The sequence below is a fragment of the Neobacillus sp. S1115 genome (genome assembly GCF_055385565.1).
Map to the genome: position 1 here is coordinate 3395650 of NZ_AP038275.1, position 22464 is coordinate 3418113.

Here is a 22464-nt window from a genome sequence, read left to right on the forward strand (position 1 = left end):
CTGTTCAGTCAATTGTGGAGTTTTGGCTAAAGAATGATGTGATGTCGTCAATCGACTCTAATTCTTTTAACATTTCAAGGTTTTTCGGTTCATTGAGCAGTTCTGTCAATTGCGACAGCGCTTTAAGATGGGTCGTATTATCAGTTGCTGCAATGCAAAACAGCAATCGAACCGGATAATCATTGTTGTTTAAAAAGTAAACTGGCTTTTTAAGCTGTAAAAAACTCATCCCAATCCGATTAACTCCCTTTTCCGGACGAGCATGCGGGATTGCTACCTCCGGACCAATGACGACATATGGACCTACTGTATCAATATTTTCAATCATCGCATCAACATAGGATGTTTCAATTGTCCCGTTTATCAGAAGAGGATTTGCCACTGCTTTTATTGCCTCTTTCCAATCAACAACCTCTTCCATTACCTGGATGGTTTCAGCTTGCAATAAATCTTCTAATGATTGCTGTTTCCCTTTATAAACATTTTCTTTTTTATAAAATATGAAGCGACTTAATTCCTTTTTTAAGCCTTCTTCATCGTAAATTGTAGTGAACTTTCCAATGGTTTGAATCAGTTCTTTCAAGGAAATATCGTGATATTGAGTACCAAACAGCAAGTGATAAACTTCTTTGACTAAATGATGCTTTTCATTTGGTGTCATGATTGGCTTCACATAAAAACAAGGTAGTTTTGTCTCTAGCTTTACTGTCGAAAAAACTAAATCATAATGGTCAAATTGTCCTTCCTGAAATTCTCGCAATGATAAGGTTTTTTCAACTTCAATCTCTGAGAAAAGTGATTCCAGCTGGTGTTTTACCATTAATGACGAACTAATCCCGCTTGGACAAACAACGATGGCTTTCTTCTTTTCCGGCATCTCCTGTTTTGGTCTTTCTAACAAAGCTCCAAAGTGGATTGTGATAAAACCTATTTCCTCCTCAGGGATGGTGATTTTCAATAAGGTTCCAATCGGATGCAGTATTTCCTTTACAAGCATGTATAGCTCTTTATGCTCATTCTTAATTTGATGAAGCAGTGGATTTTCAACGGGAATCCGATACTTCATACGAAAAAAGGCTGGCTTAAAATGCTGGTACAACGTATGGACCACTTCATCCTTTTTTTCAAAAACAATGCAAGCCTTGGTCTCAAAATCAAATACAAGCTGTTCGCAAAGTTTAAATAATAAATCCTGTTCACGCTTGGGGGCAGAACTTTTCCCAAAAGATAAACCAAGAAATTGGACCGTTAAGAAACATAACTCCGCTTCCTCATTCTCGAGATGGAGAAATTGACTTAACGTTAAAGCCACTTCATGCATCGGATCTTTTATTAATAGGGCAACTTCATCCACGTGAAATTGGACAAACTTTTTTTTCTGCAGCCGGTAATAATAAAAAATCAAAAAATTGGCTAATTGATGTAAACGTTCTTCTACAAAATTAAGAGAAAACTGCTTTTCAATTTGTTTAAGAATGGTTAAAACTTCTCGAAAACCAATTTTTTTAGTTTCTTCCTTTAATAGATAATCCAGCAGTTCTTCAAAGTAAGGGACCTGGATCAGGCGGGATATGTAGTGCATGGCAAGTGCTCTTTTATCGAACTCTGTTCCAACCAGATGATAGCCATACTTTCGGGAATAGCGTATTTCCACCAAAAAAGAGCCAATCATTTTATTTGCCTTTTTAATATCGGAAATAACCGTGTTCTTACTGACTTGTAAAAGCTGCGTTAAATGAAAAGATGAAATAGTATCATTTCGCATAAAGATATAAAGGTAGATAACCGCCAAGCGTTCTTCTTCGGAAAAAACAAAATTCCGCTCATGATGATTTATTTCCTGATCGCGAAAATATTCCACTACAGTCTCAGGCACTACAATATAATGAACACCTTTGAATTGGATGATGGGGAGGTCTTTCTCCTTTAGCCATTGATTCACTTTATCCAAATCATAGGATATTTGACGTTTCGTTAATTGCGTTGCATCCATAATCTGAGTCATGTTGACACTCTTCACTTTTAAAAGATAATCTAATAAAAGCGAAGGACGTTTATCAATCATCATTGGCATGTCCTCCTATTAACATCATAATATCAACCGCTTTCATTTGGTTTACCGATTGGGAACAAATGATGTACGGCTCAACTTACAAAATTGTGCTGAACCTCATTTAAGACAAATACTTATTTTAATATGGAAGATACAAAAAAATTTGTCAAAAAGAGTCCTTGTTTTACCCGGGGAAAAGTAGAAACAATAAACTAGTGCACTGATAAAGTCCCCCCTAAGCAAAAAAGGTATAATTCCTCAATATCTGAGAGAATTATACCTTTTTTGTAACGATAGGACTTTACTTGGAGAGGTGGGTATAATAGTATATATCGGCCAATTTAGTTCAACAAAAAAATTAAAATATCTCCCCAATATTTTCCCAACCATCCACTAGTTCGGAAAGTTTCTTCCCTGCAATCAGAACTTCAACAGCATCAATTTTTTTACCGCCAAGTGCTTCATAAAATAGACGAGAATTATTGTCTTTTAAAACAAGAACAAGCATTGAGTTTAAACCCATTCCTTTAATTTCATCTATGATTGGTTTAACAAGTGCTTTTCCAATACCTTGTCCTTGATACTCTTTTAAAATATAAATTGCATATAACTCCCCATCAAATCCATTATATTTACCACTTCTTTCTTTACCTCCAGAAGAAAAACCGACAATTTTCCCTTCATTATTTTCTGCTACATATACACCGCCATTGGGAATATTGTTTATCCATATCTGTTCCCGACTTTCATATGTTAAATTATTTAAGTATTCGTCTGGAACAATATTGGCATATGTTGTTTTCCAACTGTCGACGTGTACTTTAGCTATTCCTTTCGTATCGGTTAAATCTGCTTTCCTAATTTTAATAAACCCGTTATCCATTTGTTCATCTCCTCCATATACCACATTATACCATTTACTCCTGCTTCCTTTTTGAGCTAGCCTGACCCATTGTTCAATAAGAAAGGAGGTGCCGCAGCTACCTCCTTTTATAAGTTTTTTCGCAAACAACTTCATCCCCAAAATCACAATATAACAATTTTGGATTTTCCGTTTTTTGATCATCGGCATATGATAAAGTACCGATTACTTAAAATGGACAGGAGGAGTTAGAATGGATGAGGAGAGAAAGGAAAAAAAAAGTAAATCCCTCTGGCGACCGTTATTGGCAGCACCGTTTTTATTTTTTCTCCCCCCTCTTAGCATCGGCTTGTATCTAACCCACCCCTTCCCTGCAAAAACTACGAAAAACCCGAAGGATTACGGTATGGTTTTCGAGGAAATCGAATTTCACAGCAGAAAAGACAAAGTTAAGCTAGCTGGCTGGTGGATTCCTTCAACTTCAAAGCAAAGCAAAAAAACAGTCATTACTGCACACGGTTATATGAATGAACGTTCCATGGAAAGGATTGAAGGACTCAAGCTTGCAAGAGTTCTTTCGGAACAAGGATATAATGTATTGATGTTTGATTTTCGAAATGCCGGTAAATCAAAAGGAAGAACGACGGGGTTAGGATTCTTTGAAAATCACGATTTATATGCGGCCATTGATTATGCCATTCAGAAAAAAAATCAGAAACACATCGCTCTTCTTGGCTGGAGTATGGGTGCTTCCACTGCACTTATTGCCGGATGCGAACATTCTGCAGTGTCTGCCATCATTGCCGATAGTCCCTTTAGTGATTTAGAACCGTTTTTAAAAGAAAATCTTTCTTATTGGTCCAAATTACCGAAGAAGCCCTTTACATCAATTATTTATCACTCCATGCGAAAACTCCTTAAAATTGACCCTAATGAGGTTTCCCCAATCAATCATGTAAAGAACGCTAAGGGAAAATCTTTCTTATTCATTCACAGTAAAACAGATAAAGCCATTCCTTATACCGAAAGTAAAAGTTTATTCCATTCAGTCTCATCTGGTAACTATAAAGAATTATGGCTGACGGAGGAAGGTCAACACATTCATTCTTATCCTATGAATAAAAAAGAGTATACGCGCCGTGTTGTCCAGTTCCTTGAAAGGTACTTAAGGTCTTAGTAAAAATAACCCCACAACTTAAAAATATTTATTCAATTATGTTATCCACTTAAAACGGGTTCTGTTAACTGTCGAAAACATTAAAATGAAAAATAAACGGTAAAATTCCGGTTAAATTGGGAAATACCCATATTTCTTTAAAAATAAGGGGCGTTTTTCCGTTTATTTTATCCAAATCTTAGGATTTTGTCTTATTTAGAGCAGTTAATCGGAATATCACCGTTTATATCCGCATCTAAAGCCTCCCTTATATACATTAGCAGGAAATTCTCCGCCTATGAATTCACGTGTGGCGTTGTCTTCAAACAACCTGATGAGAAAACATTATATGTGGCTGGATTCTGTAAAGCCGCTTTTATCACAGATGACACTGAGATCTGGATTCGGAAGTTCATCCATCGTAAATTAAATCCAATACTGCTTTTTAGGAACAACATTCAAATAAACGTCTTCCCCCAATATTTAAGGAATTGTACGATAAAGGGCTTGCCCTATAAGTCCCTAAATAAAATAAATGGAGAAAAACGGATCGCTTTTCCCCACTTGGATAGATTACCAGGACCAGGAGCTTTCTATTGAGTCGAGTTCATCAAGTTTATCTCTTCTATAATATGATTAGAATAAGCTTGGCAATAGTTCATAACGGCATCCACGACTACTTGAGAAGAATATTCCAAGTAATTCTCCATATAATTTCTATTATTTGGTTCCAGGAAGATCCCGATAAATCCAATTAATAAATCGTTTACTAGCTTAGTTTGGAAATAAACACTTTCGGCATGTGGTACTTGCTCTTCAATGGTTGAGCCTTGATATACTAACTCCTTAAACCTAGGCATGTTTTCGGCGATGAAATTAGATTCTTTCACTTGATTAGGAACATTCGCCAAAGTCGATTGGAAGCTTTCATGAGAGAGAAACTTCTCATCTTCAATACACTCCATTAAGAAAGATACGGCAGTATTGGTATATGCATATTGAAGGGTAACATTTACCAATAGTGACTCCAGGTACTCTTCAGGAGAACCCACACTGTCTCTTGCTTGTAAAAAAATCTTCCTAATCCCTTCTTGCAACTCCACTTTATCCCAATTGGGCTCCCTAATAATCGCACCAAAAATGTCCGCTGTGTTTTTCGATAGCACCTCTATTGACAATGCCGTCATCTCCTCAAAGTAGTTTATTTTTGTTAAATGTATAAGCCTAAGGTTAGGCTCTTTTTTTACAAATATGTATTAGCATTTCTGACAATCTTACAAAAATTATGACAGCCTACATTTAATTATAACGCAGACATCAAACGACATAAACTGAATTTAAGTAAGAAATTTATGAGGTTTGCTTTTAAACACACCTTATCTTCATATACTTATTATTTGGCCACTTAAAACATTCATCGATGGTAAGATTTATAAAACCCAGCCAACAATGTCAACTAAGTTGACATATTGTTCTATTCGATTTAAAATATTATTAGTGAACTTGGTTGACAATTAGAATAATGAGAAAAGCGATTATGTTTAATATAGTTGAATTAGTCACCTATGCTGCACATGGTTTCTACAAAATATAATACCTTAGAACAATAGATTAATAGCCTAAAGGTTTGATTAAACCAAAAATAATGGTTTGAAGAAACATAAGTCGATTGTTTTGGAGTGGGGATTTTAGTTAATCATGAAATCCATTAAACCCATTTAAAATCCTGTATCTTAGGAATGGAGAATATAGCATGTATGAAAAACTTTATTTTATTTATAATCCGTTAACTGGTTGTAAAGATTGGGTATCTGAAAGAGAATTTAATGTTGGCTCACTAAAACTGAAAAGTATATTCGGTGTTCTTTATTTTAGCGATCTAAAGATCATGTTACATTTTAATGCCCCTTTCAAGACTGCGATTGTAAAAGAATATAGGTTAGCAAATGAACAATCGATTGCCCTACATCATGTATGCCGATTGATAAGTCAAGCAGAATTGATGGAATTTCTAAACCTGGAAGTGAAAAACAAAGCTCAAAATGATAACAACGATGTTCCCTACCCATCTAGTGTAGAATTGAGAGATGGTTATTTTATTTGGAATGAGCATTCAGGTTGTTATGAACAGGCAGCAGTTTTAACGACGGTATGATGATACCTAATAAATATTTCAAACACACCAGGAAATTTAATTAAAGAGTTGTTAGTAGTAGAGTCGAAATAATCCACCTAAAGGGTGGATTATTTTTTTCGGTTAAACGACAGAATGGTTACAGTTAAACCCAGTTAATATCCATTCCAACAATTTTCTGGTGCATGGGGACGGTTCTCATGATCTAAAAGCTGACTCATGTTATTAATCAACCAACCTTCCACTCGTACAAGCAGACAAAAAGTGAAGCAAAAGAACCGTCCCCATGCCTCATCATCAAATAAGCTGTTTAAAGATATACGAATATCCAAACAGATTTATTGGACATGCATAGGATAAACAATGAATCTGTTTTTTGAAAGGAGCAGCTAAATATTGTCGTTTTTAAAGAAGTTTGTTGATGCTTTGCCTCTGCCTTCTGTGATACAACCTGTTGGTCATCGAGACGGGATCCCCTACTATGAGGTAACGATGAAGCAAGTTAGACAAAAGTTGCACAGAGACTTACCGCCTACTACAGTTTGGGGGTATAACGGAATGTACCCTGGTCCTACATTTGAAGTTCTCAGGAATCAGCCTATTTTTGTTAAGTGGGAAAACGATTTGCCTTTTGAACATCTTCTGCCCGTGGATAGAACGGTTCATGGCGCAGAACCCAACGAACCCTCTGTTAGAACAGTTGTACATTTACACGGAGGACGTGTACGACCGGAAAACGACGGATATCCAGAAGCCTGGTTTACGCGAAATTTCAAGAATTTTGGTACTAAATTCTTGCATGAAGTTTACTACTATCCTAATTGTCAGCGTCCCACAACACTCTGGTATCACGACCATGCAGTTGGAATTACCAGATTAAATGTTTATGCAGGGCTTGCCGGCTTTTATTTGATTCGGGATCAGAAAGAGGAGAAACTGAATCTCCCTCGGGGACAATATGAAATTCCGTTAGTGATACAAGATCGGTCATTCTATCCTAATGGTGAATTATTCTATCCATCACAGCCAGGCCATCAACCGCCTCCAGCACAACAGCCGCCTCCACCGTTTTTCCCAGCCCCGGAGCCACCTCCACCATTTGATGAAAGAGCATTGCCCAATCCATCTGTCGTTCCTGAGTTTTTCGGTAATACCGCTTTAGTTAATGGAAAAGTATGGCCCTATCTTGAAGTCGAACCGCGAAAATACCGTTTCCGTATCCTGAATGGCTCTAATGCCCGGTTTTACCGATTACGGCTAAGCTCCGGCCAAGATTTTATTCAAATAGGAACAGATGGCGGATTTCTAAAGAAACCTGTTAAAGTTTCCAATGCCACGGGGCTTTTACTTGCTCCAGCGGAACGTGCAGATGTGATTGTCGATTTCTCAAAACATAAAGGTCAAAAAATCATCCTGACAAACGACGCACCAGCACCATTCCCTAATGGCTCCCCTGATGCCCCTCCCCTTCCGCAAATTATGGAATTTCGTGTTCGTAAAAAAAGCTCAAAATCAGATAAAAGTCAAATCCCTAAAAAACTAAGCTGCTTAGAAAGACTCGAACCAAATGGTGTGACGGTTAGACAGAACTTCTTAATGGAAATTGATGATCCAGAATTTCCTGCCCGCTTGAAACTTTTACTGAACGGTATGGAGTGGGATGAATTACCGATTACTGAAACCCCTTATAATGGTACTGTAGAAGTATGGGAGCTGTACAACCTGACGGGTGATACTCATCCCATTCACTTGCATCTTGTCCAATTCCAGATTCTGAATCGTGAACCCATTGAAGTTGATGAAAATGGAAATGTCACGATTATAGGTCCGGCACGTGAGCCAGACCCTAATGAAAGAGGTTGGAAAGATACCGTTCGTGCCAATCCTAATGAAGTCACTCGTATTATTGCCCGCTTCGGACCATTTACTGGAATCTATCCTTGGCATTGTCATATCCTTGAACACGAGGATCACGAAATGATGCGTCCGTATGAAGTACTCCAAAATCCGAATTTCGACCCGTGCATTCCGATTCCAGAAATGTGTCCGGATGATTCGTTTACTCAATGCTGTCGAGAGGAATACGAACATTGTGGATGTAAAGAAGACCATGATGAGTCAAGTTCACATGATGAATCGAGTTCCTATGATGAATCCAGTTCATAGCACCACCGTTCATAATATTAAGGAAATAGGAGAAAGAAAGACTAGCTTAAAAATCGCTAGTCTTTTCATATTTCTTGATTACAGGAGTACTGCCCCTCTAATTTGCCGACCAGACCCCTCTTTATAATTCACAATAAGTGGCTAAAAATTTTTATAGTTTTTATTTGTATAAAAGAATCTAGGTTTTTACCAGATGAAACTAAAAAACAAGACGGTACCCCTTGCCTAAGTTTTTGAGGCAGAAGAACCGTCCCCGTGCATCATTACCTAGACTCTAACAATCTTTTAAATTCAACAAAGTAATCCAACGTTTCTGGATTGTTCAGGGAACCCAAGTTAACAGCTTGCTCAATAGGTACTCCCATTAATATTTTTTTAATCGGTACCTCTAGTTTCTTCCCGTTCAGTGTTTTCGGCAGTTCATTTACAGGAAAAATTTCATTCGGTACGTGCCTTGGAGAACAGTTTTGCCGAATGGATTGATTAATCCTAGTTTTCAATTCATCTGTTATGCTGAAGCCTTCCTTTAACACAATAAATAAAGGCATGTAGGATTGTTCGGCACTTATTGGAATATCTACAATTAAACTATCGATTACTTCTGGAATACTCTCAAGGGCACTATATATTTCACTCGTACCCATTCGAATGCCTCCACGGTTAATCGTCGCATCTGACCGGCCGTAAATAATCGCCGATCCTCTGTCGGTAATCTTGATAAAATCGCCATGTCTCCAAATATCAGGGTAAACATTAAAGTAACTATCTTGATAGCGTTCTCCATTTTTATCATTCCAAAAATAAATGGGCATAGACGGCATCGGTTCGGTCACGACAAGTTCTCCGATTTCATCAATCACTTCTTCTCCTGCATCACTATATGCCTTCACAGCTGACCCCAAAACACGAGCTTGGATTTCCCCGGAATAAACAGGCAGGGTCGGGCTTCCCCCGACAAACCCAGAACAAATATCTGTTCCACCGCTAGTAGAAGTCAGCCATATATCTTCTTTTACATGCTCATAAACCCAGTCAAATCCGCTTTCCGGCAGTGGTGAACCTGTGGAGCCAATGCTTCTTAAATGAGAAAGGTCAAATTGTTCTTTTGGTTTAACTCCTGCTTTCAAACTGGCCATTAAAAAGCTGGCACTGGTGCCAAAGGTTGTCATTTTTGTAGATTCGGCAAGGCTCCACAATGTTTCATCATTTGGGTAGCTTGGATGTCCATCATACAAAATAATGGCCGCGCCTGTCAGTAACCCGCTAACAGTTACGTTCCACATCATCCAGCCTGTTGTAGTATACCAAAAAAACCGATCGCCCCTCTTAAGATCCACTTGAAGACCAAGGAATTTTAGATGCTCAAGGAGGATTCCCCCCTGACTTTGTACAATCCCTTTAGGTTTTCCGGTGGTACCTGATGAATATAGGATCCAGAGTGGATGATTAAAAGGCACCGGCTCGAATGTTAAAATGGCATTATCATTTTCAGAAATAACTTGGTCCCAAAGGACTGTATTATTCAACTCGGATAGTTCCGGCTGCGTTTCTAGGTAAGGTACTAGAATGGTCTCTTTTAGTGATGGAAGTTCAGCTTGTATCTTTTTTACAAGCTCCAACCGGTCATATCTCTTTCCCCCATACTGATAGCCATCAACAGCAATCATAACAGTCGGTTCAATTTGCTTAAAGCGGTCAATGACACTTTGGATGCCAAATTCAGGTGCACAGCTCGACCAAACCGCTCCAATACTAGCACATGCCAGAAAGGAAGTTAACGTTTCAGGAATGTTCGGTGCATACCCTACGACCCGATCTCCACTTTTGACCCCTAATGACTTTAAGTATGCAGCCATTGCAGCTGTTTTCTTTCTTAGTTCAGCCCAGGTAACTTCCTGTACGGGACGAATCTCAGATTTATGAATGACAGCAGCTTTTTCTGGATCTTCATTCCTGAATACATGCTCTGCATAGTTTAAAGTGGCTCCCTCAAACCATTTTACGTTTGGCATTCTTTTTCCAGATAAAACAGCCGTGTAATCTGTTTCTGATTTTATATTAAAAAACTCCCAAATAGCTGTCCAAAAATGTTCAATTTCTGTTACAGACCAATCCCACAACTGATTGTAATCTTCAAATGTGAGCCCTCTATTTTCCTCCAGCCACATCATAAATTTCTTTATATTCGACTGGTTTATCGTTTGTTGTGAGGGCTCCCAAAGTAACTGCCCTTTCAGCATTTCAGCTTCCAATCCAATCCCTCCGATTAAAGATCAAACTATGAATCAATAGAAAATTTCACTATTTTACTAGGAATACAATCCTAACCCTTTAAAAAATCAGCTTCGCGCTTTTCAAGAAAGGCAGCGATTCCTTCTTTTCCCTCTTCACTGCATGCTCTTGAAGCGAGCAGCAGGGATTCCTTGCTCATTTGTGTTTCCAATGTTTCTTGGAGCGAATGAAAGAATAATTTTTTCGTTTCGCCGAATGCATTCATCGGTCCTTTTGCCAAGTTTTCTGCAACGCCAAGGACAACCTCCCATAATTGGTCATCCGGAACGACTTGATTGACAATTCCCCAGTCACATGCCTCTTGTGCCGTTAACTGTCGATTCGTATACATTAACTCAAGGGCACGACGCATCCCGACAAGACGAGGTAAAAAATAGCTGCCTGATCCATCAGGTGTTAATCCAATTCGGTTATAAGCCATTACGAATTTTGATTTCTCCGATGCATAGACTAAATCACATGCGCATGCAAGACTCATTCCGGCACCTGCTGCTACTCCATTAACCGCCCCAATAAACGGTTTATTCATTCTTGCAAAAAAGGAAATCGCTTGATGTAAGTATGCCGTTACCGATTTCAGATGAGAACTTATCTCGTCCCCTTCCTTTGCGAAACTTTTTAAATCACCGCCAACTGAAAACTTATTACCCGCTCCAGTGATCACGACTACTCTAATGTCATCACGCTCAGAACAAACAATCGCTGCATCCATCAGTTCCTTGGCCATTTGCAAATCCAGTGCATTTCCTACTTCCGGACGGTTTAACGTGATAATTCCAACATGGTTTTCAACCGATAAACCAACAACTTTGTTTTCCAAATCGATTCCTCCTTAAGTTTAATAGATTATTTTTTTCAAAATCAGACTCTCTCAATAATCATGGCAATTCCTTGACCGCCGCCAATGCAAAGGGCAGCTAAGCCATATTTTAAATTCCTTTTCTTCAATTCAAGGGCTAAAGAATAGGTAATTCTCGCACCACTTGCACCAAGCGGGTGTCCCAAAGCGATTGCTCCCCCGTTAACATTTACTTTTTCCTGGTTAATTCCCAATTCCTTGATGACGGCTAATGATTGTGCCGCAAAAGCCTCATTCAATTCAAATAAATCAATGTCAGCCAAGGTTAAGCCTGCTTTTTCTAATGCCCGTTTGCTTGCTGGTACGGGTCCAATCCCCATGATTTTTGGATCCACTCCTGCTACTGCCCAGGAAACAATCTTCGCTAACGGTTTTAAACTATGTTCATTTACATAATCTTCTGAAGCTAATACGACCGCCGCAGCGCCATCATTAATTCCACTGGCATTACCCGGCGTTACAGTACCGTCTTTCTTAAATGCCGGTTTTAATTTTCCTAAACCTTCTAGACTAACACTATCTCTAATGTGTTCATCCACTTTAATAATGGTTTCTTTCCCTTTTTTATCACGGATGATAATTGGGACTATTTCATCTGCGAAGCGTCCGTTATCTCTTGCTTTTCCAGCCTTTTGCTGCGAGGCAACCGCAAACTGGTCCTGTTCTTCTCGTGAAATATGATACTTTTCTGATAGATTCTCTGCGGTCATCCCCATTCCGCAGCCAACATATTGATCAATTAACGTTTCCCATAGCATATCCACCACCACTGGTGCCTTACCAGGGGAACCGAACCGCGTTCCCTTTAAGATTTGCGGAGCTAAACTCATATTCTCGGTGCCACCAGCCACAATGACCTTTGCTTCCCCCAATGCAATGGACGTTGCCCCTGTTACCATTGCCTGTAATCCTGAACCGCAGAGCCGATTCAAGGTAAGGGCAGATGATGACTCTGTTAATCCGCTATTTAAACCAATATGTCTTGCCAAATAGGCGGAATGTGCTCCAGTCTGGACGACATTTCCAAATACAATTTCATCAACATCGGAAGCAGGTATGCCACTTCTTTCAAGTGCCCCTTTAGTCGCCGCCACGCCCAATTCCAAATCACTAATATCCTTTAATGAGCCTCCGTATGTACCAAAAGCTGTTCTTGCTCCATCAACTATATAAGTTGTCATGATATCTCTCCTATTCATTATTTTTTTTGTTTAATTTCTTCTTTTTATATGTAGAATCCTGCAATTTCAATTAGAAAAAAAGGGGACGAAAAAGTCAGCTTATATGACCTATGTCCCCTGCGTTAATAAAAATTCATCTAAATAACCGAATTATTCTCAGTCTACTTTTTCATAGTGCCCTGCATGTGGAATGTGTAAATAATAAGGACCAATTAGAGACTTCATTTCCTGATAATCTGTTGAATTTTTAAATCCCGTTACATGGTCTTCTACTGTTTCCCATTTAATTAAAACCAAATATTTATTTTCTTGCTCCATGCATCGGTGTAGTTCATATCCTAAGCAACCCTTGGCAGACGATACGATAACGGCTGCCTTTTTAAAAGCGTTCTCAAATTCCTGCTCCGTTCCCGGTTTCACATCAATCAACATGATTTCTTGTACCATAGAGTCGAATCCCCTTACAGTAACTTCTTATACTTTAGCCAAATCCAGTTCAAACTCTGTTCCCCAAGCACTCAAAGCTTCCCAAACCTTTGGTTTAAGCGGAAGTACCTCATGCCATGGGCGAGGCTCGAAGATCCCAAGCTCTGGAACAAATACATCCATATCAATATACAGCTCCACAACATTTTCTTCCGGATCATGATGGTAAGTCGCAATATTATGTCCTGCAGTATGGCGGGAAGGGCCCCAAAGAGTTGGGCGACCATGCTTGGCCAATAAATCTGAGCTAGCATACTGATGACTTGCATCCTTTAATTGGAAAGCAATATGATGTAAACGCGTCTCATCTGAAGCAACAACATTTAATACATGATGATCTGTATTGCATGTTAAGAAATTAGCGAAGCCTACTCCAATTTGGTCAGTAAATGAGAAGCCTAATGCATCCCGGTAAAATTCAATGGTCTCCTGAAAGTTCTTCGCATAAAATGCCACATGCCCTAATTTAAGTGGAACAATGCCTGAAGAACCAAAGCCAACAGCCGATTGCTCCATCTCTGTAAATAATTCAATGACATTGCCGGCTGGATCCTGTAATTCTAGTAATCTTGAAACACCCGGCTTGGCGTCTATTTTCAAGCTAGAAGCAATTCCATTTGCATGTAATTGTTCCTGTACCTCTTCTAAGGTGTGATTCCCGTCTAATTGGTAGCCGTATCTGCGAACCGCTTTTTCCTCTGCTGGCGTGATCACAATATTATGATGGTCGAAACCGTTACTTAAATAGGTAACTCCATCCTTTTCCTCTGTAATCCGATATCCCATTGTATTAGTATAATACTCGACCATGGTTTCACTGTTTTTTGCAAAAAAATCCAAGTACACTAAACGAAATATTTTTACGTTTGACATCGCACATTCCCCCATAAGGTTTATTTTTAAAAAGCTTATAATCCCAAAATTATTATTTTTTTAAAAAAATATTGTATAATGTACTTCTAGACTTTCCCAAGTCTACCAACAGTTTCTGGTTTGCCCCAAACAAATCAGAAACGAATCATAAAGGATGCCCGTCCTTTATGATCCTTCGGCAGCTGTCTTAGAAGCGTATCATTATCTAACAGCTGCCTTATTGATGAACTGCCCCATTTGTTTGATTAAATCTTCAACAACTAAGGATAATTCAGCCAATTTTGCAGCGCCCCCAAACATATAATAATCAGGGCGAACCACAACAGCCTCTAAGCCAGTTGTATGAAAATACTGTTTGTATTTTCCCTCAATATCTACTACCTGATGAGCTGATTCTAATTGTGGATCGTAGGCTTCCAAAACTTTTATAAATTTCGCACCTAAATTCTCAAGGAAGGTTACCTGTTCCTCCTGTAAAACGTTCCTAGGGTCATCGACTGGACTCATTATCAGCCACCCGTCTCCAACGACATCGTCAAACAATCCAGTCTTGCCCTGATAGTTTACCTGACTCTGGAAAGATAGTTTTCCCGTGTAATTCCCTGTTTCACCAAGAATGCCATCAGTCAAAAATGGAAATTCTGGCATTGGCGGCACCTTGCCGGTAAAGAATGCCTCATCCCGAAGTGCAGCAGCCTCTGGAACGGTTACACAAATCACTTTTCCTAAAAACAAGGCTGCTTCGACCACATCCCGATTATGTGGGTTACGTTCTTTCGTATACATATCGAGGAAGTTGTCATCCACTTTTCCACTTAAGACCAGATCAAGCTTCCAAGCTAAATTCTTGGCATCACGAAGGCCTGCACACATTCCTTGACCCATGAATGGCGGTGTTAAGTGGGCAGCATCGCCAGCCAATACCAGTCTGCCTTTTCTCCATTCATCCACCCATAAGGCTTTAAATGTGTAAATCGCTTGCCGTTCTAATACAGAATTCGCAGGAGTAATATCCCAAGGCTCCAATAACTTCCATGCGACTTCTTCCTTGTTCAAATCTTCTTTTGTTTCTCCTGGAAGGGCCATGAATTCCCATCGTCTTCTTCCGGGACCACCTGAAACAACGGTAGTGGGACGAGCTGGGTCACATAGTTGTAAATTCATTGGTTTCCATTCCCTCTTGGTTTGAGGAATGATATCTACCACTAGCCAATCGGCTACAAATCCAAGATCTGTGATCGTATGTTCCATATTTCTACGGACAAAACTATTCGCGCCATCACAGCCAACCACATATTTTGCACTGACTTTGGTTTCTACTCCCTGTAAATCCTTTACAACTAACTCGACGTGGTCATCAAATTCGTTTAATGCAACAGCTTCTTTTCCCATATTCACGTCTACTGTTGCCTGTTGGCGGCAGGCTTGATCCAATAATCCTTCGAGCTGCGGCTGATTAAAGAATAAATGACCTGGCCATCCCGAAACCCCAAATTCAGAAAAGTTCAATTCTAAAAGAGTTTTCCGCTCGGCATTACACCAGGTGTATAAATCGTTGGCGACCTCTGTGATTCTCTCAACTTCACTAGCGGGAATAACCGATTGTAGAATCCGAGCAATTTCATCATCAAAATGAACGGCTCTCGGCAACGGATATTCGTGAGGAAATCTTTCATATATGCCAACCTTCCATCCCTTTTGTCCGAGCAAGGTGGCTAATAGCTTTGATACAGGACCATAACCGACAATAGCAACATCATGAATTTCTTGATTCATCTACCAAACCCCTTTTCAACTATTAATAATTGGATGAACCCTGCGTGAAAGCGGATACATTTAAAACAACTAGGCTCTGTTATAACTGAATGTTGATTTTACTGAGTTTCTCAAAATAAGCGGAAGAATTCCGTGTATTTTGTGAAATACTTATTTTTACTTAAAAATAAAGGAAGTTTTTCCGGTTATATCATCTAAACTTTGGATTTTGTGTTATTTAGAGCAGTTAATCGGAATATCTCCGCCTATCTCTGCTTCTTAAGCTTCCTCTTTATACATTAGCCGGAAATTCTTCGCTTATGAATTTTCAAACCTACACGAAAATCAACAATGAATAATAATAGAGCAAACAACTAAGTACTTATGATGCTTTTCAAAATGTAATGCTAATTGGGTTAAAATAAAGGGAAGCTGGGATCAGGATGATGAGAGCGGCTTATGTAATTCCCAGCAATATGATAAGTAAATTAGGAAATGGCAACCTTACTTGGTACTACTTTGTTTACTTGCTCACCAAGATCGATGGTTCCATCTGCACTTCTGATTTGGCAGCGAATCACGTCACCATCTTCAAGATATTTACCATTGTTGATTTGGTTTTCCACAAGTAATTCTAATTTCTGTTGGTATGGGACTGCTAAGCTTGAAATTTGACCAAGTATTTCTGGAGAAAGATTTAAGGCTACACCGCCTGTTGTACCGGTAATAATTAAATCTCCTTTTGATAGATTCATGATTTCTGATAGTTCAGTAAGTGTCTCTGCTGGTTTGAAAAGCAGTTGGTTCGTGTTGGCCGCTTGGCGAAGCTCATCATTGACAAAACATTTTAATTCAAGGTCATGAATGAGAGCGGTTTCATCTTTGTCTAATAAGTATAGGTACGGCCCTGTAGGTCCAAATGTTCGGTAGCTTTTCCCTTTTAACCATTGACCTTCACAAAGCTGGACATCCCTTGCGGATACATCATTCATAATGACAAGACCGGCAACATATTGATGAAGGGTATCATCTGTTACTTCTACGGCTTGGGAAATCTCATTTCCTACTACTAATCCTAATTCAATTTCATAGTCTAATAGCTGCACATGTGACGGTCGGATAATTTCCGAATATGCTCCGCAAAGTGAGCTATCTGCCTTGCCAAAAATTAGGTTAAATGGCGGGCGTGTAGCTTCCAAGCCAGCTTCAGCGCGGTGAGAAGAATAATTTGCTCCTTGGCAGACAATTCTTGCCGGCTGTGTCACCGGGCTTAGGACAGTCACTTCATCAAGTGAAACAGTCTCGCCAATTCCAGTTTCTTTCACTTTTCTAGCCTCTACTAAACCTTCTTCTAAAAATTGTGCTAAAGTGCTATAAGAATTTTTCAGGGCAATAATTTGATTGTTTGAAACAACACCCCAAGACTCTTTACCTTGCTTTTCGAATCTTACAACTTGTAATCCCATGTTTTTGCTCCTCTCTAAGTCGAACTATTTTTTAGTAAAAAGTTAGCTTTAAAACCCGTATATTTTATCTAAAATTCTTTTCACACGTAATATTAAATCCGTCATTTTTTGCCGGGCCAACTCTTCATCCCTTGCTATGACGGCATCGTAGATAGCACGGTGTCGATCAAGCACTTCTTTTGTTGGCGTATCATACGGTGATTCCGGAAAATCCTTGGCAGCCTGTATCGTTTTTTCGCGGCTTTTAACTAGCGCTTTTCGAAGTGTTTTAACTGTGTTAATCATGAGATCGTTGTGGGAAGCCTGCAGGATGCTTTCATGGAAATCATAATCCGCACTTGCCCAGGCCTTTTCATCCCCAATTGATTGCTCCAGACGCTCAAAAGCATCTTTCATTTTCATCATGTCCTGATCAGTTGCTCGTTTAGCTGACAATGCCGCGGCCATTGGTTCAAGGCCCAATCTCACTTCTGTCAAATGCACTAAAAAGTCCGTATTATTCTCATCCTCTATAACCCAAGTTAATACATCAAGATTCCACCATTGCCACTCAGAACGAGGAAGGACAATCGTCCCAGCTTTTTGATTGGATCTCACAAGCCCAAGTGTTGTTAACCCTTTAAAGGCTTCACGCACTACGGTTCGACTTACCTCATATCGTTCACTGATATCTTCTGCCTTTGGTAAGATCTCACCAGGAGTGTACTCCCCTGTTACGATTTTCTTGCCAAGCTCATGGACTAACTGATCACTTCTATTTTTCATTTTGAAACCTCCTCCTCCCCTGTCATGGCTTTTTACCTTCTTTAATAGAATACATGATATGAAATTGGATTGGAGGTTATTTTGTAGAATAAACCATGTCGGTGCTAGTATACTTGAATTAAACACCTGCCTTTTAAAGGGTATGCTTGAAACCGGAAATAATAAATATTACTTATCTGAATATTATAATAAGTAATATTTATTATTTCGTCAATATATTTTCTGAATTTTTATTTTTAAATTTGAACAAATGAAGTATAAAGAGGAAGCAAAAGAACCCACCGAGACCGATGAAGAACACTCCTAAGTTTAGGTTCAAATAAAAAAACAGCTTCTGTGAATGTAAAATGGCTTTAATACACATTCTATTTTGCCCGTGAGTGCATGAAAAGAGTTGTACGGGTAAAAATAAGCCTTTTATTTTGCCCGTGTGCTTAAGATTAGTATCGCACTGGTAAAAATAAACAGGCCTATTCTGCGCATGAGTTTAAGAAAAGAGTCGTACGGGTAAAAATAAGCCTTCTATTTTGCCCGTGCGCGCTAGAAATATAGCAAATCGGTAAAAATAAGCAGCTTATTCTGCCCACGAGCGCTAGAAAAATAGCAAATCGGTAAAAATAAGCAGCTTATTCTACCCGTGAGCGCTAGAAAAATAGCAAATCGGTAAAAATAGGCGGCTTATTCTACCCACAAGCGCTAGAAAAATAGCAAATCGGTAAAAATAAGCAGCTTATTCTACCCACGAGCGCTAGAAAAATAGCAAATCGGTAAAATAGGCGGCTTATTCTACCCGTGAGCGCTAGAAAAATAGCAAATCGGTAAAAATAAGCAGCTTATTCTGCCCACGAGCGCTAGAAAAATAGCAAATCGGTAAAAATAAGGAGCTTATTCTACCCGTGAGCGCTAGAAAAATAGCAAATCGGTAAAAATAGGCGGCTTATTCTACCCGTGAGCGCTAGAAAAATAGCAAATCGGTAAAAATAGGCGGCTTATTTTGCTCGTGCAGCCCAAGAAAAGTATCGCTCCAGCTTGATAGGATCTCAGCGTATAACTATTTGACTCTCTTCACTAATCCATTCCAAACAAAATCCACTTCATCAGAAACAATTGCAGCATCCTGTGCGACCCACCCAGCTAGATCCCTTAGTATTCTTTCATCCTTTTGCAAAGGAACAATCCCCTTTCCAACCTCTAACATGATAAGGACTATTTTGTTCTTTCTATTTTCCTCCTCCTGAAGGAGGGACTTAAAAACGGTTTTAAATCCCCTTCGAATCTCGTCAATGTTTTCGCGATTCTGAAGCTCAGACGCAATCCATTTTTCCCAGCCCTCCATTACTAACGTTGAACCTTTCTCCCATTTTGCCTCCCAATCTCCCACACTATCTCCCTCATAGGCAGATACCCAGCTGCATGTTCCATGATTTGCTTTGACTACTTTTCTTTTTCCTGAGTAGGCACCGCCAATAACGAGCTGCATACCCATTCCCCCTTCTGTTGCTCAAATGTTAATCGAATACCATGTCCATGTGAAATGGTAAGATCCCAAAAAGACCTGGAGGATCCATATTTTGAAACAAGATAGCGAATGACACCTCCATGGGTCATAACAAGTATTTTAGCAGGAGTAGTTTCCATCGCTTGCTGAAATAACTCATTAAAAAAGGAATCAATTCTAGATTTAAATGTATCAGCTGACTCTCCATTCGGTATAGAATAGGCCTCCCAATCCACTAGCCAGTTTCGATAGGCGATTTGGTTCTTTAGCTCGTCATAGGTCTTTCCTTCCCAGTCGCCAAAATGAATTTCTCTTAATCTACAATCAATTGAAACCTGTGACGGAATGCTTAAATAGGCTAAAGTTTCCTGACAACGTCGTAAATCACTAGTAAATACTTGGTCAAAGTTTAATGCTGATAACACTTTTTGTAGATTATTTAACTGAGATAGTCCACTTCTTATTACACCGATGTCAGTATGGCCTAAATACCTTTTCTCTTTATTCCAATTTGTTATCCCATGACGAACGAGATATACATCCATGTGATTGCAAGTCCCCATAATTCGCCTCCTTCAATCGCTGTGCCTAATAAATCTCCATTCGTCCCTTTAAAGGTATGTTTCATCCAAGCTCCAAAAAAGCCAATAAAGACAATGAAGGCGGGAAGTAAATATAGAAAGTCAGGAAAGAAGAATAATAGTACACATACAGGGATTGCTGCATACAAACAATCAAGCCGATTTACGTTTTTCTGCCACTCCCATGCCAAGCCATGTTGTTTAGCGGTAGGTAGAAAAACCATTAAAACAGCGGCTCCTAAACGAGAAAACGCCATGATAAAAAGAAAAGAATACAGGAGAAGACCAGATTCAATCAACGAATAAATCAATAATGTTTTCCATGCCAGTAAAAAAAGAAGTGAAATGATACCAAAGCTTCCGACATGTGGGTCTTTCATAATCTCCCATTTTTTCTCTAGGGGAGCATTTGAACCTACTGCATCTGCTACATCCATCCACCCATCTAAGTGTAATCCTCCAGTGAGATAGACCCATAAAGAAACGATGAGCAATGTCATGATCGGTATAGGAAGATAAGATTGAAATATGTACAAAATGATCGTGATGATAGACCCCAGCACTGCACCGACAAGCGGATAACTCCTTAATGCCCATCTACTTGTCTGTTTGGTCCATGGACATTCAATGGGAAGAGGAATTCGTGTTAGAAATTGAACCGCAAGTATAAATCCAAAGAACATTTGCTTCATCAAATTTCTCCCTTCCAATACATAGGAATCCCTGCCTGGACCTGGGCGGCAAGGTCTGATTGCTGCACAATCGATTGATGGAGACGCTGTAAGGTATACATATATCTTTGTACAGCTTCATCAGTGGAAGGAATTCCTTCATTCACATCATTCGAAACAATGAGAAGGTGAAATTGCTTTTCACGTGCAAGACATAACCAGCAATTCACAATGGCTTCTATCCTTTCCATGCTATGGTCAAGCTCGAACATGACATTACTTAACCATATGGTCAAACAGTCTATTAAAATAACATCACCTTTTTTAAATTGTGACAGAATCGGTTCAAGGTAAAAGGACTCTTCAACCGTTTGCCACTTCTTCCCGCGATCTTGCTGATGAAATCGAATCCTTTCCTCCATTTCATCATCACTTTTTTTCGCTGTCGCAATGTAATAAAGAGAACCTCTTTGATGTTCCTCCTTCATTTTTTGAAAAAACGAAAGAGCTGTTTGCTCTGCTAAATGACTTTTCCCCGACCTAGCACCACCTGAAATAAAGAGGATCATGACTCATTTCTCCACTTTTGAAGGACTGCTAGTAACCGTTCATTTTCCAAGTTTGACCTGATGGCAATCCGTAAGAACTCACCTTTTAGTCCTTTAAAGTTATGAGTGTGCCGCGTCAATATTCCGCACTCCAATAAAAAGTGATAAAGCTCGTCGGTTCGTTGCGGCTGTTTCTGATCTCGCAAAAGATAAAAGTTTACTTGTGATGGGGAAAGGTAAAACCCTAATGAAGTTAATCTCTTAAACACATTTCGAGATTCCTCATGCAGCCATGCTCTTGTTTTGTCAACAAAACTACGGTCTTCAAGTAATCTCGGAATTAACGCATCTACTAAGGAGTTAATACTCCAAGGAATTTGTTCGTTTTTCAAAACATTTATGATAGTTCGGTGAGCCATTATATATCCGATCCTCAGCCCAGGGATGGTATACATTTTTGTTAATGAACGTAATAATATTAAATTTGGGTAAGACGATAACCATGGAGTAAGTGTAGGAATGGAAGTCGGTAGAAAATCGACAAAAGCTTCATCCACTACTACATAGGTACCAGTTTTTTTCCCCACTTCTAACAATAGCTGCAAATCTTCTTCAGCTATTACCGTCCCAGTTGGGTTATTTGGGCGGCAAAGAAAGATAACATCTTTTTCGATAAACTTTTGTCGAATCAATTGAACTGGTAATGTAAATCCACTTTCATGACCTACTAAAATATCTTCCACATCAATATGGTAATGATGACAGGCTCTTTCATATTCCAGGAAGGCAGGGTGAGCAATGAGCGCTTTCCCATTTTCAAAATATTTTGCTACTAAAAAAATCGCCTCTGCTCCCCCGTTTGTTAATAGGACCATGTCTTGGTCTATACCTTCATGCTTTGCAACCGAAGCGGTACTATTCGAATAAGTTTGGTCCGGATACCTTGTGATCGTCTTATAACCATCTTGTAAGGCATCTTGCAACCAGGAAGGAGGTCCTAAAGGGTTTAAGTTTGCGCTAAAATCGAGCAATGTTTTATCGTCTTCCATATGGAAAAGTTTTTTTATAGTTTCAGGTTGTCCGCCATGATTTGGCCATTTCATCATTTACACCTCATT

At 39.2% G+C, this 22464-nt stretch carries 19 protein-coding genes; 3 read left to right on the plus strand and 16 right to left on the minus strand.

The features are described 5' to 3' along the window. Positions 1-4: 4 nt before the first annotated feature. Together ACZ5B7_RS16455 and ACZ5B7_RS16460 are read right to left on the minus strand one after the other, a co-directional pair. The gene (locus ACZ5B7_RS16455) at positions 5-2068 is read right to left on the minus strand and encodes a BglG family transcription antiterminator (protein ID WP_464490141.1); all 2064 of its coding nucleotides are present in this window, start codon (positions 2066-2068) and stop codon (positions 5-7) included. A gap of 343 nt (positions 2069-2411) precedes the next feature. Continuing rightward, positions 2412-2936 (minus strand): N-acetyltransferase family protein, encoded by a 525-nt coding sequence (locus tag ACZ5B7_RS16460; RefSeq protein WP_464494508.1) that lies wholly within the window; start codon positions 2934-2936, stop codon positions 2412-2414. 232 nt (positions 2937-3168) lie between these two features. On the opposite strand from ACZ5B7_RS16460, the gene ACZ5B7_RS16465 reads away from it, so the two are divergent. Then, complete coding sequence (locus ACZ5B7_RS16465) at positions 3169-4092, plus strand: alpha/beta hydrolase (RefSeq protein WP_464490142.1); 924 nt, start codon at positions 3169-3171, stop codon at positions 4090-4092. Between the two features lie 572 nt (positions 4093-4664). Here the strand turns inward: ACZ5B7_RS16465 and ACZ5B7_RS16470 are convergent. After that, positions 4665-5249: a hypothetical protein gene (locus ACZ5B7_RS16470; protein WP_464490143.1), complete on the minus strand. Its 585-nt coding sequence runs from the start codon at positions 5247-5249 to the stop codon at positions 4665-4667. Between the two features lie 575 nt (positions 5250-5824). Between ACZ5B7_RS16470 and ACZ5B7_RS16475 the strand changes: the two genes are divergently transcribed. Both ACZ5B7_RS16475 and ACZ5B7_RS16480 read left to right on the plus strand, forming a co-directional pair. Continuing rightward, entirely contained in the window at positions 5825-6226 is a 402-nt protein-coding gene (locus ACZ5B7_RS16475) for a hypothetical protein (RefSeq protein WP_464490144.1), read from the plus strand. 375 nt (positions 6227-6601) lie between these two features. Continuing rightward, positions 6602-8371 carry a multicopper oxidase family protein gene (locus ACZ5B7_RS16480; protein WP_464490145.1) on the plus strand — a complete coding sequence of 590 codons (1770 nt, stop codon included), beginning with the start codon at positions 6602-6604 and terminating at the stop codon, positions 8369-8371. A gap of 263 nt (positions 8372-8634) precedes the next feature. Here the strand turns inward: ACZ5B7_RS16480 and ACZ5B7_RS16485 are convergent, their stop codons facing one another. The 13 genes from ACZ5B7_RS16485 to cobD form a co-directional block, all read right to left on the minus strand. Further along, positions 8635-10611, minus strand: a complete 1977-nt coding sequence (locus ACZ5B7_RS16485; protein ID WP_464494509.1) for an acetoacetate--CoA ligase — start codon at positions 10609-10611, stop codon at positions 8635-8637. A gap of 83 nt (positions 10612-10694) precedes the next feature. Then, entirely contained in the window at positions 10695-11483 is a 789-nt protein-coding gene (locus ACZ5B7_RS16490) for an enoyl-CoA hydratase/isomerase family protein (protein ID WP_464490146.1), read from the minus strand. Positions 11484-11524: 41 nt separating this feature from the next. Continuing rightward, on the minus strand, positions 11525-12706 hold the full coding sequence (locus tag ACZ5B7_RS16495) for an acetyl-CoA C-acetyltransferase (RefSeq protein WP_464494510.1): 1182 nt from the start codon (positions 12704-12706) through the stop codon (positions 11525-11527). Positions 12707-12859: 153 nt separating this feature from the next. Next, a complete protein-coding gene (locus tag ACZ5B7_RS16500) occupies positions 12860-13150 on the minus strand; it encodes an antibiotic biosynthesis monooxygenase family protein (protein WP_464490147.1) in 291 nt (96 codons plus the stop codon). Positions 13151-13177: 27 nt separating this feature from the next. Beyond that, positions 13178-14062 carry a VOC family protein gene (locus ACZ5B7_RS16505; RefSeq protein WP_464490148.1) on the minus strand — a complete coding sequence of 295 codons (885 nt, stop codon included), beginning with the start codon at positions 14060-14062 and terminating at the stop codon, positions 13178-13180. A 201-nt stretch (positions 14063-14263) separates the two neighbouring features. Then, positions 14264-15838: a bifunctional 3-(3-hydroxy-phenyl)propionate/3-hydroxycinnamic acid hydroxylase MhpA gene (mhpA, locus tag ACZ5B7_RS16510; protein ID WP_464490149.1), complete on the minus strand. Its 1575-nt coding sequence runs from the start codon at positions 15836-15838 to the stop codon at positions 14264-14266. Between the two features lie 467 nt (positions 15839-16305). Next, positions 16306-17283: a fumarylacetoacetate hydrolase family protein gene (locus ACZ5B7_RS16515; RefSeq protein ID WP_464490150.1), complete on the minus strand. Its 978-nt coding sequence runs from the start codon at positions 17281-17283 to the stop codon at positions 16306-16308. Between the two features lie 48 nt (positions 17284-17331). Then, complete coding sequence (locus ACZ5B7_RS16520; protein ID WP_464490151.1) at positions 17332-18048, minus strand: FadR/GntR family transcriptional regulator; 717 nt, start codon at positions 18046-18048, stop codon at positions 17332-17334. Between the two features lie 1051 nt (positions 18049-19099). Then, positions 19100-19528 (minus strand): bifunctional adenosylcobinamide kinase/adenosylcobinamide-phosphate guanylyltransferase, encoded by a 429-nt coding sequence (locus ACZ5B7_RS16525; RefSeq protein ID WP_464490152.1) that lies wholly within the window; start codon positions 19526-19528, stop codon positions 19100-19102. Next, positions 19483-20109 (minus strand): histidine phosphatase family protein, encoded by a 627-nt coding sequence (locus ACZ5B7_RS16530; RefSeq protein ID WP_464490153.1) that lies wholly within the window; start codon positions 20107-20109, stop codon positions 19483-19485. Before ACZ5B7_RS16530 ends, ACZ5B7_RS16525 begins: the two co-directional genes overlap by 46 nt. Beyond that, positions 20061-20819 carry an adenosylcobinamide-GDP ribazoletransferase gene (gene cobS, locus ACZ5B7_RS16535; protein WP_464490154.1) on the minus strand — a complete coding sequence of 253 codons (759 nt, stop codon included), beginning with the start codon at positions 20817-20819 and terminating at the stop codon, positions 20061-20063. Before cobS ends, ACZ5B7_RS16530 begins: the two co-directional genes overlap by 49 nt. Continuing rightward, the gene (locus ACZ5B7_RS16540) at positions 20819-21367 is read right to left on the minus strand and encodes a bifunctional adenosylcobinamide kinase/adenosylcobinamide-phosphate guanylyltransferase (protein WP_464490155.1); all 549 of its coding nucleotides are present in this window, start codon (positions 21365-21367) and stop codon (positions 20819-20821) included. The genes cobS and ACZ5B7_RS16540 overlap by 1 nt, the downstream gene beginning before the upstream one ends. Then, complete coding sequence (gene cobD / locus ACZ5B7_RS16545; protein WP_464490156.1) at positions 21364-22452, minus strand: threonine-phosphate decarboxylase CobD; 1089 nt, start codon at positions 22450-22452, stop codon at positions 21364-21366. The genes ACZ5B7_RS16540 and cobD overlap by 4 nt, the downstream gene beginning before the upstream one ends. Positions 22453-22464: the final 12 nt, after the last annotated feature.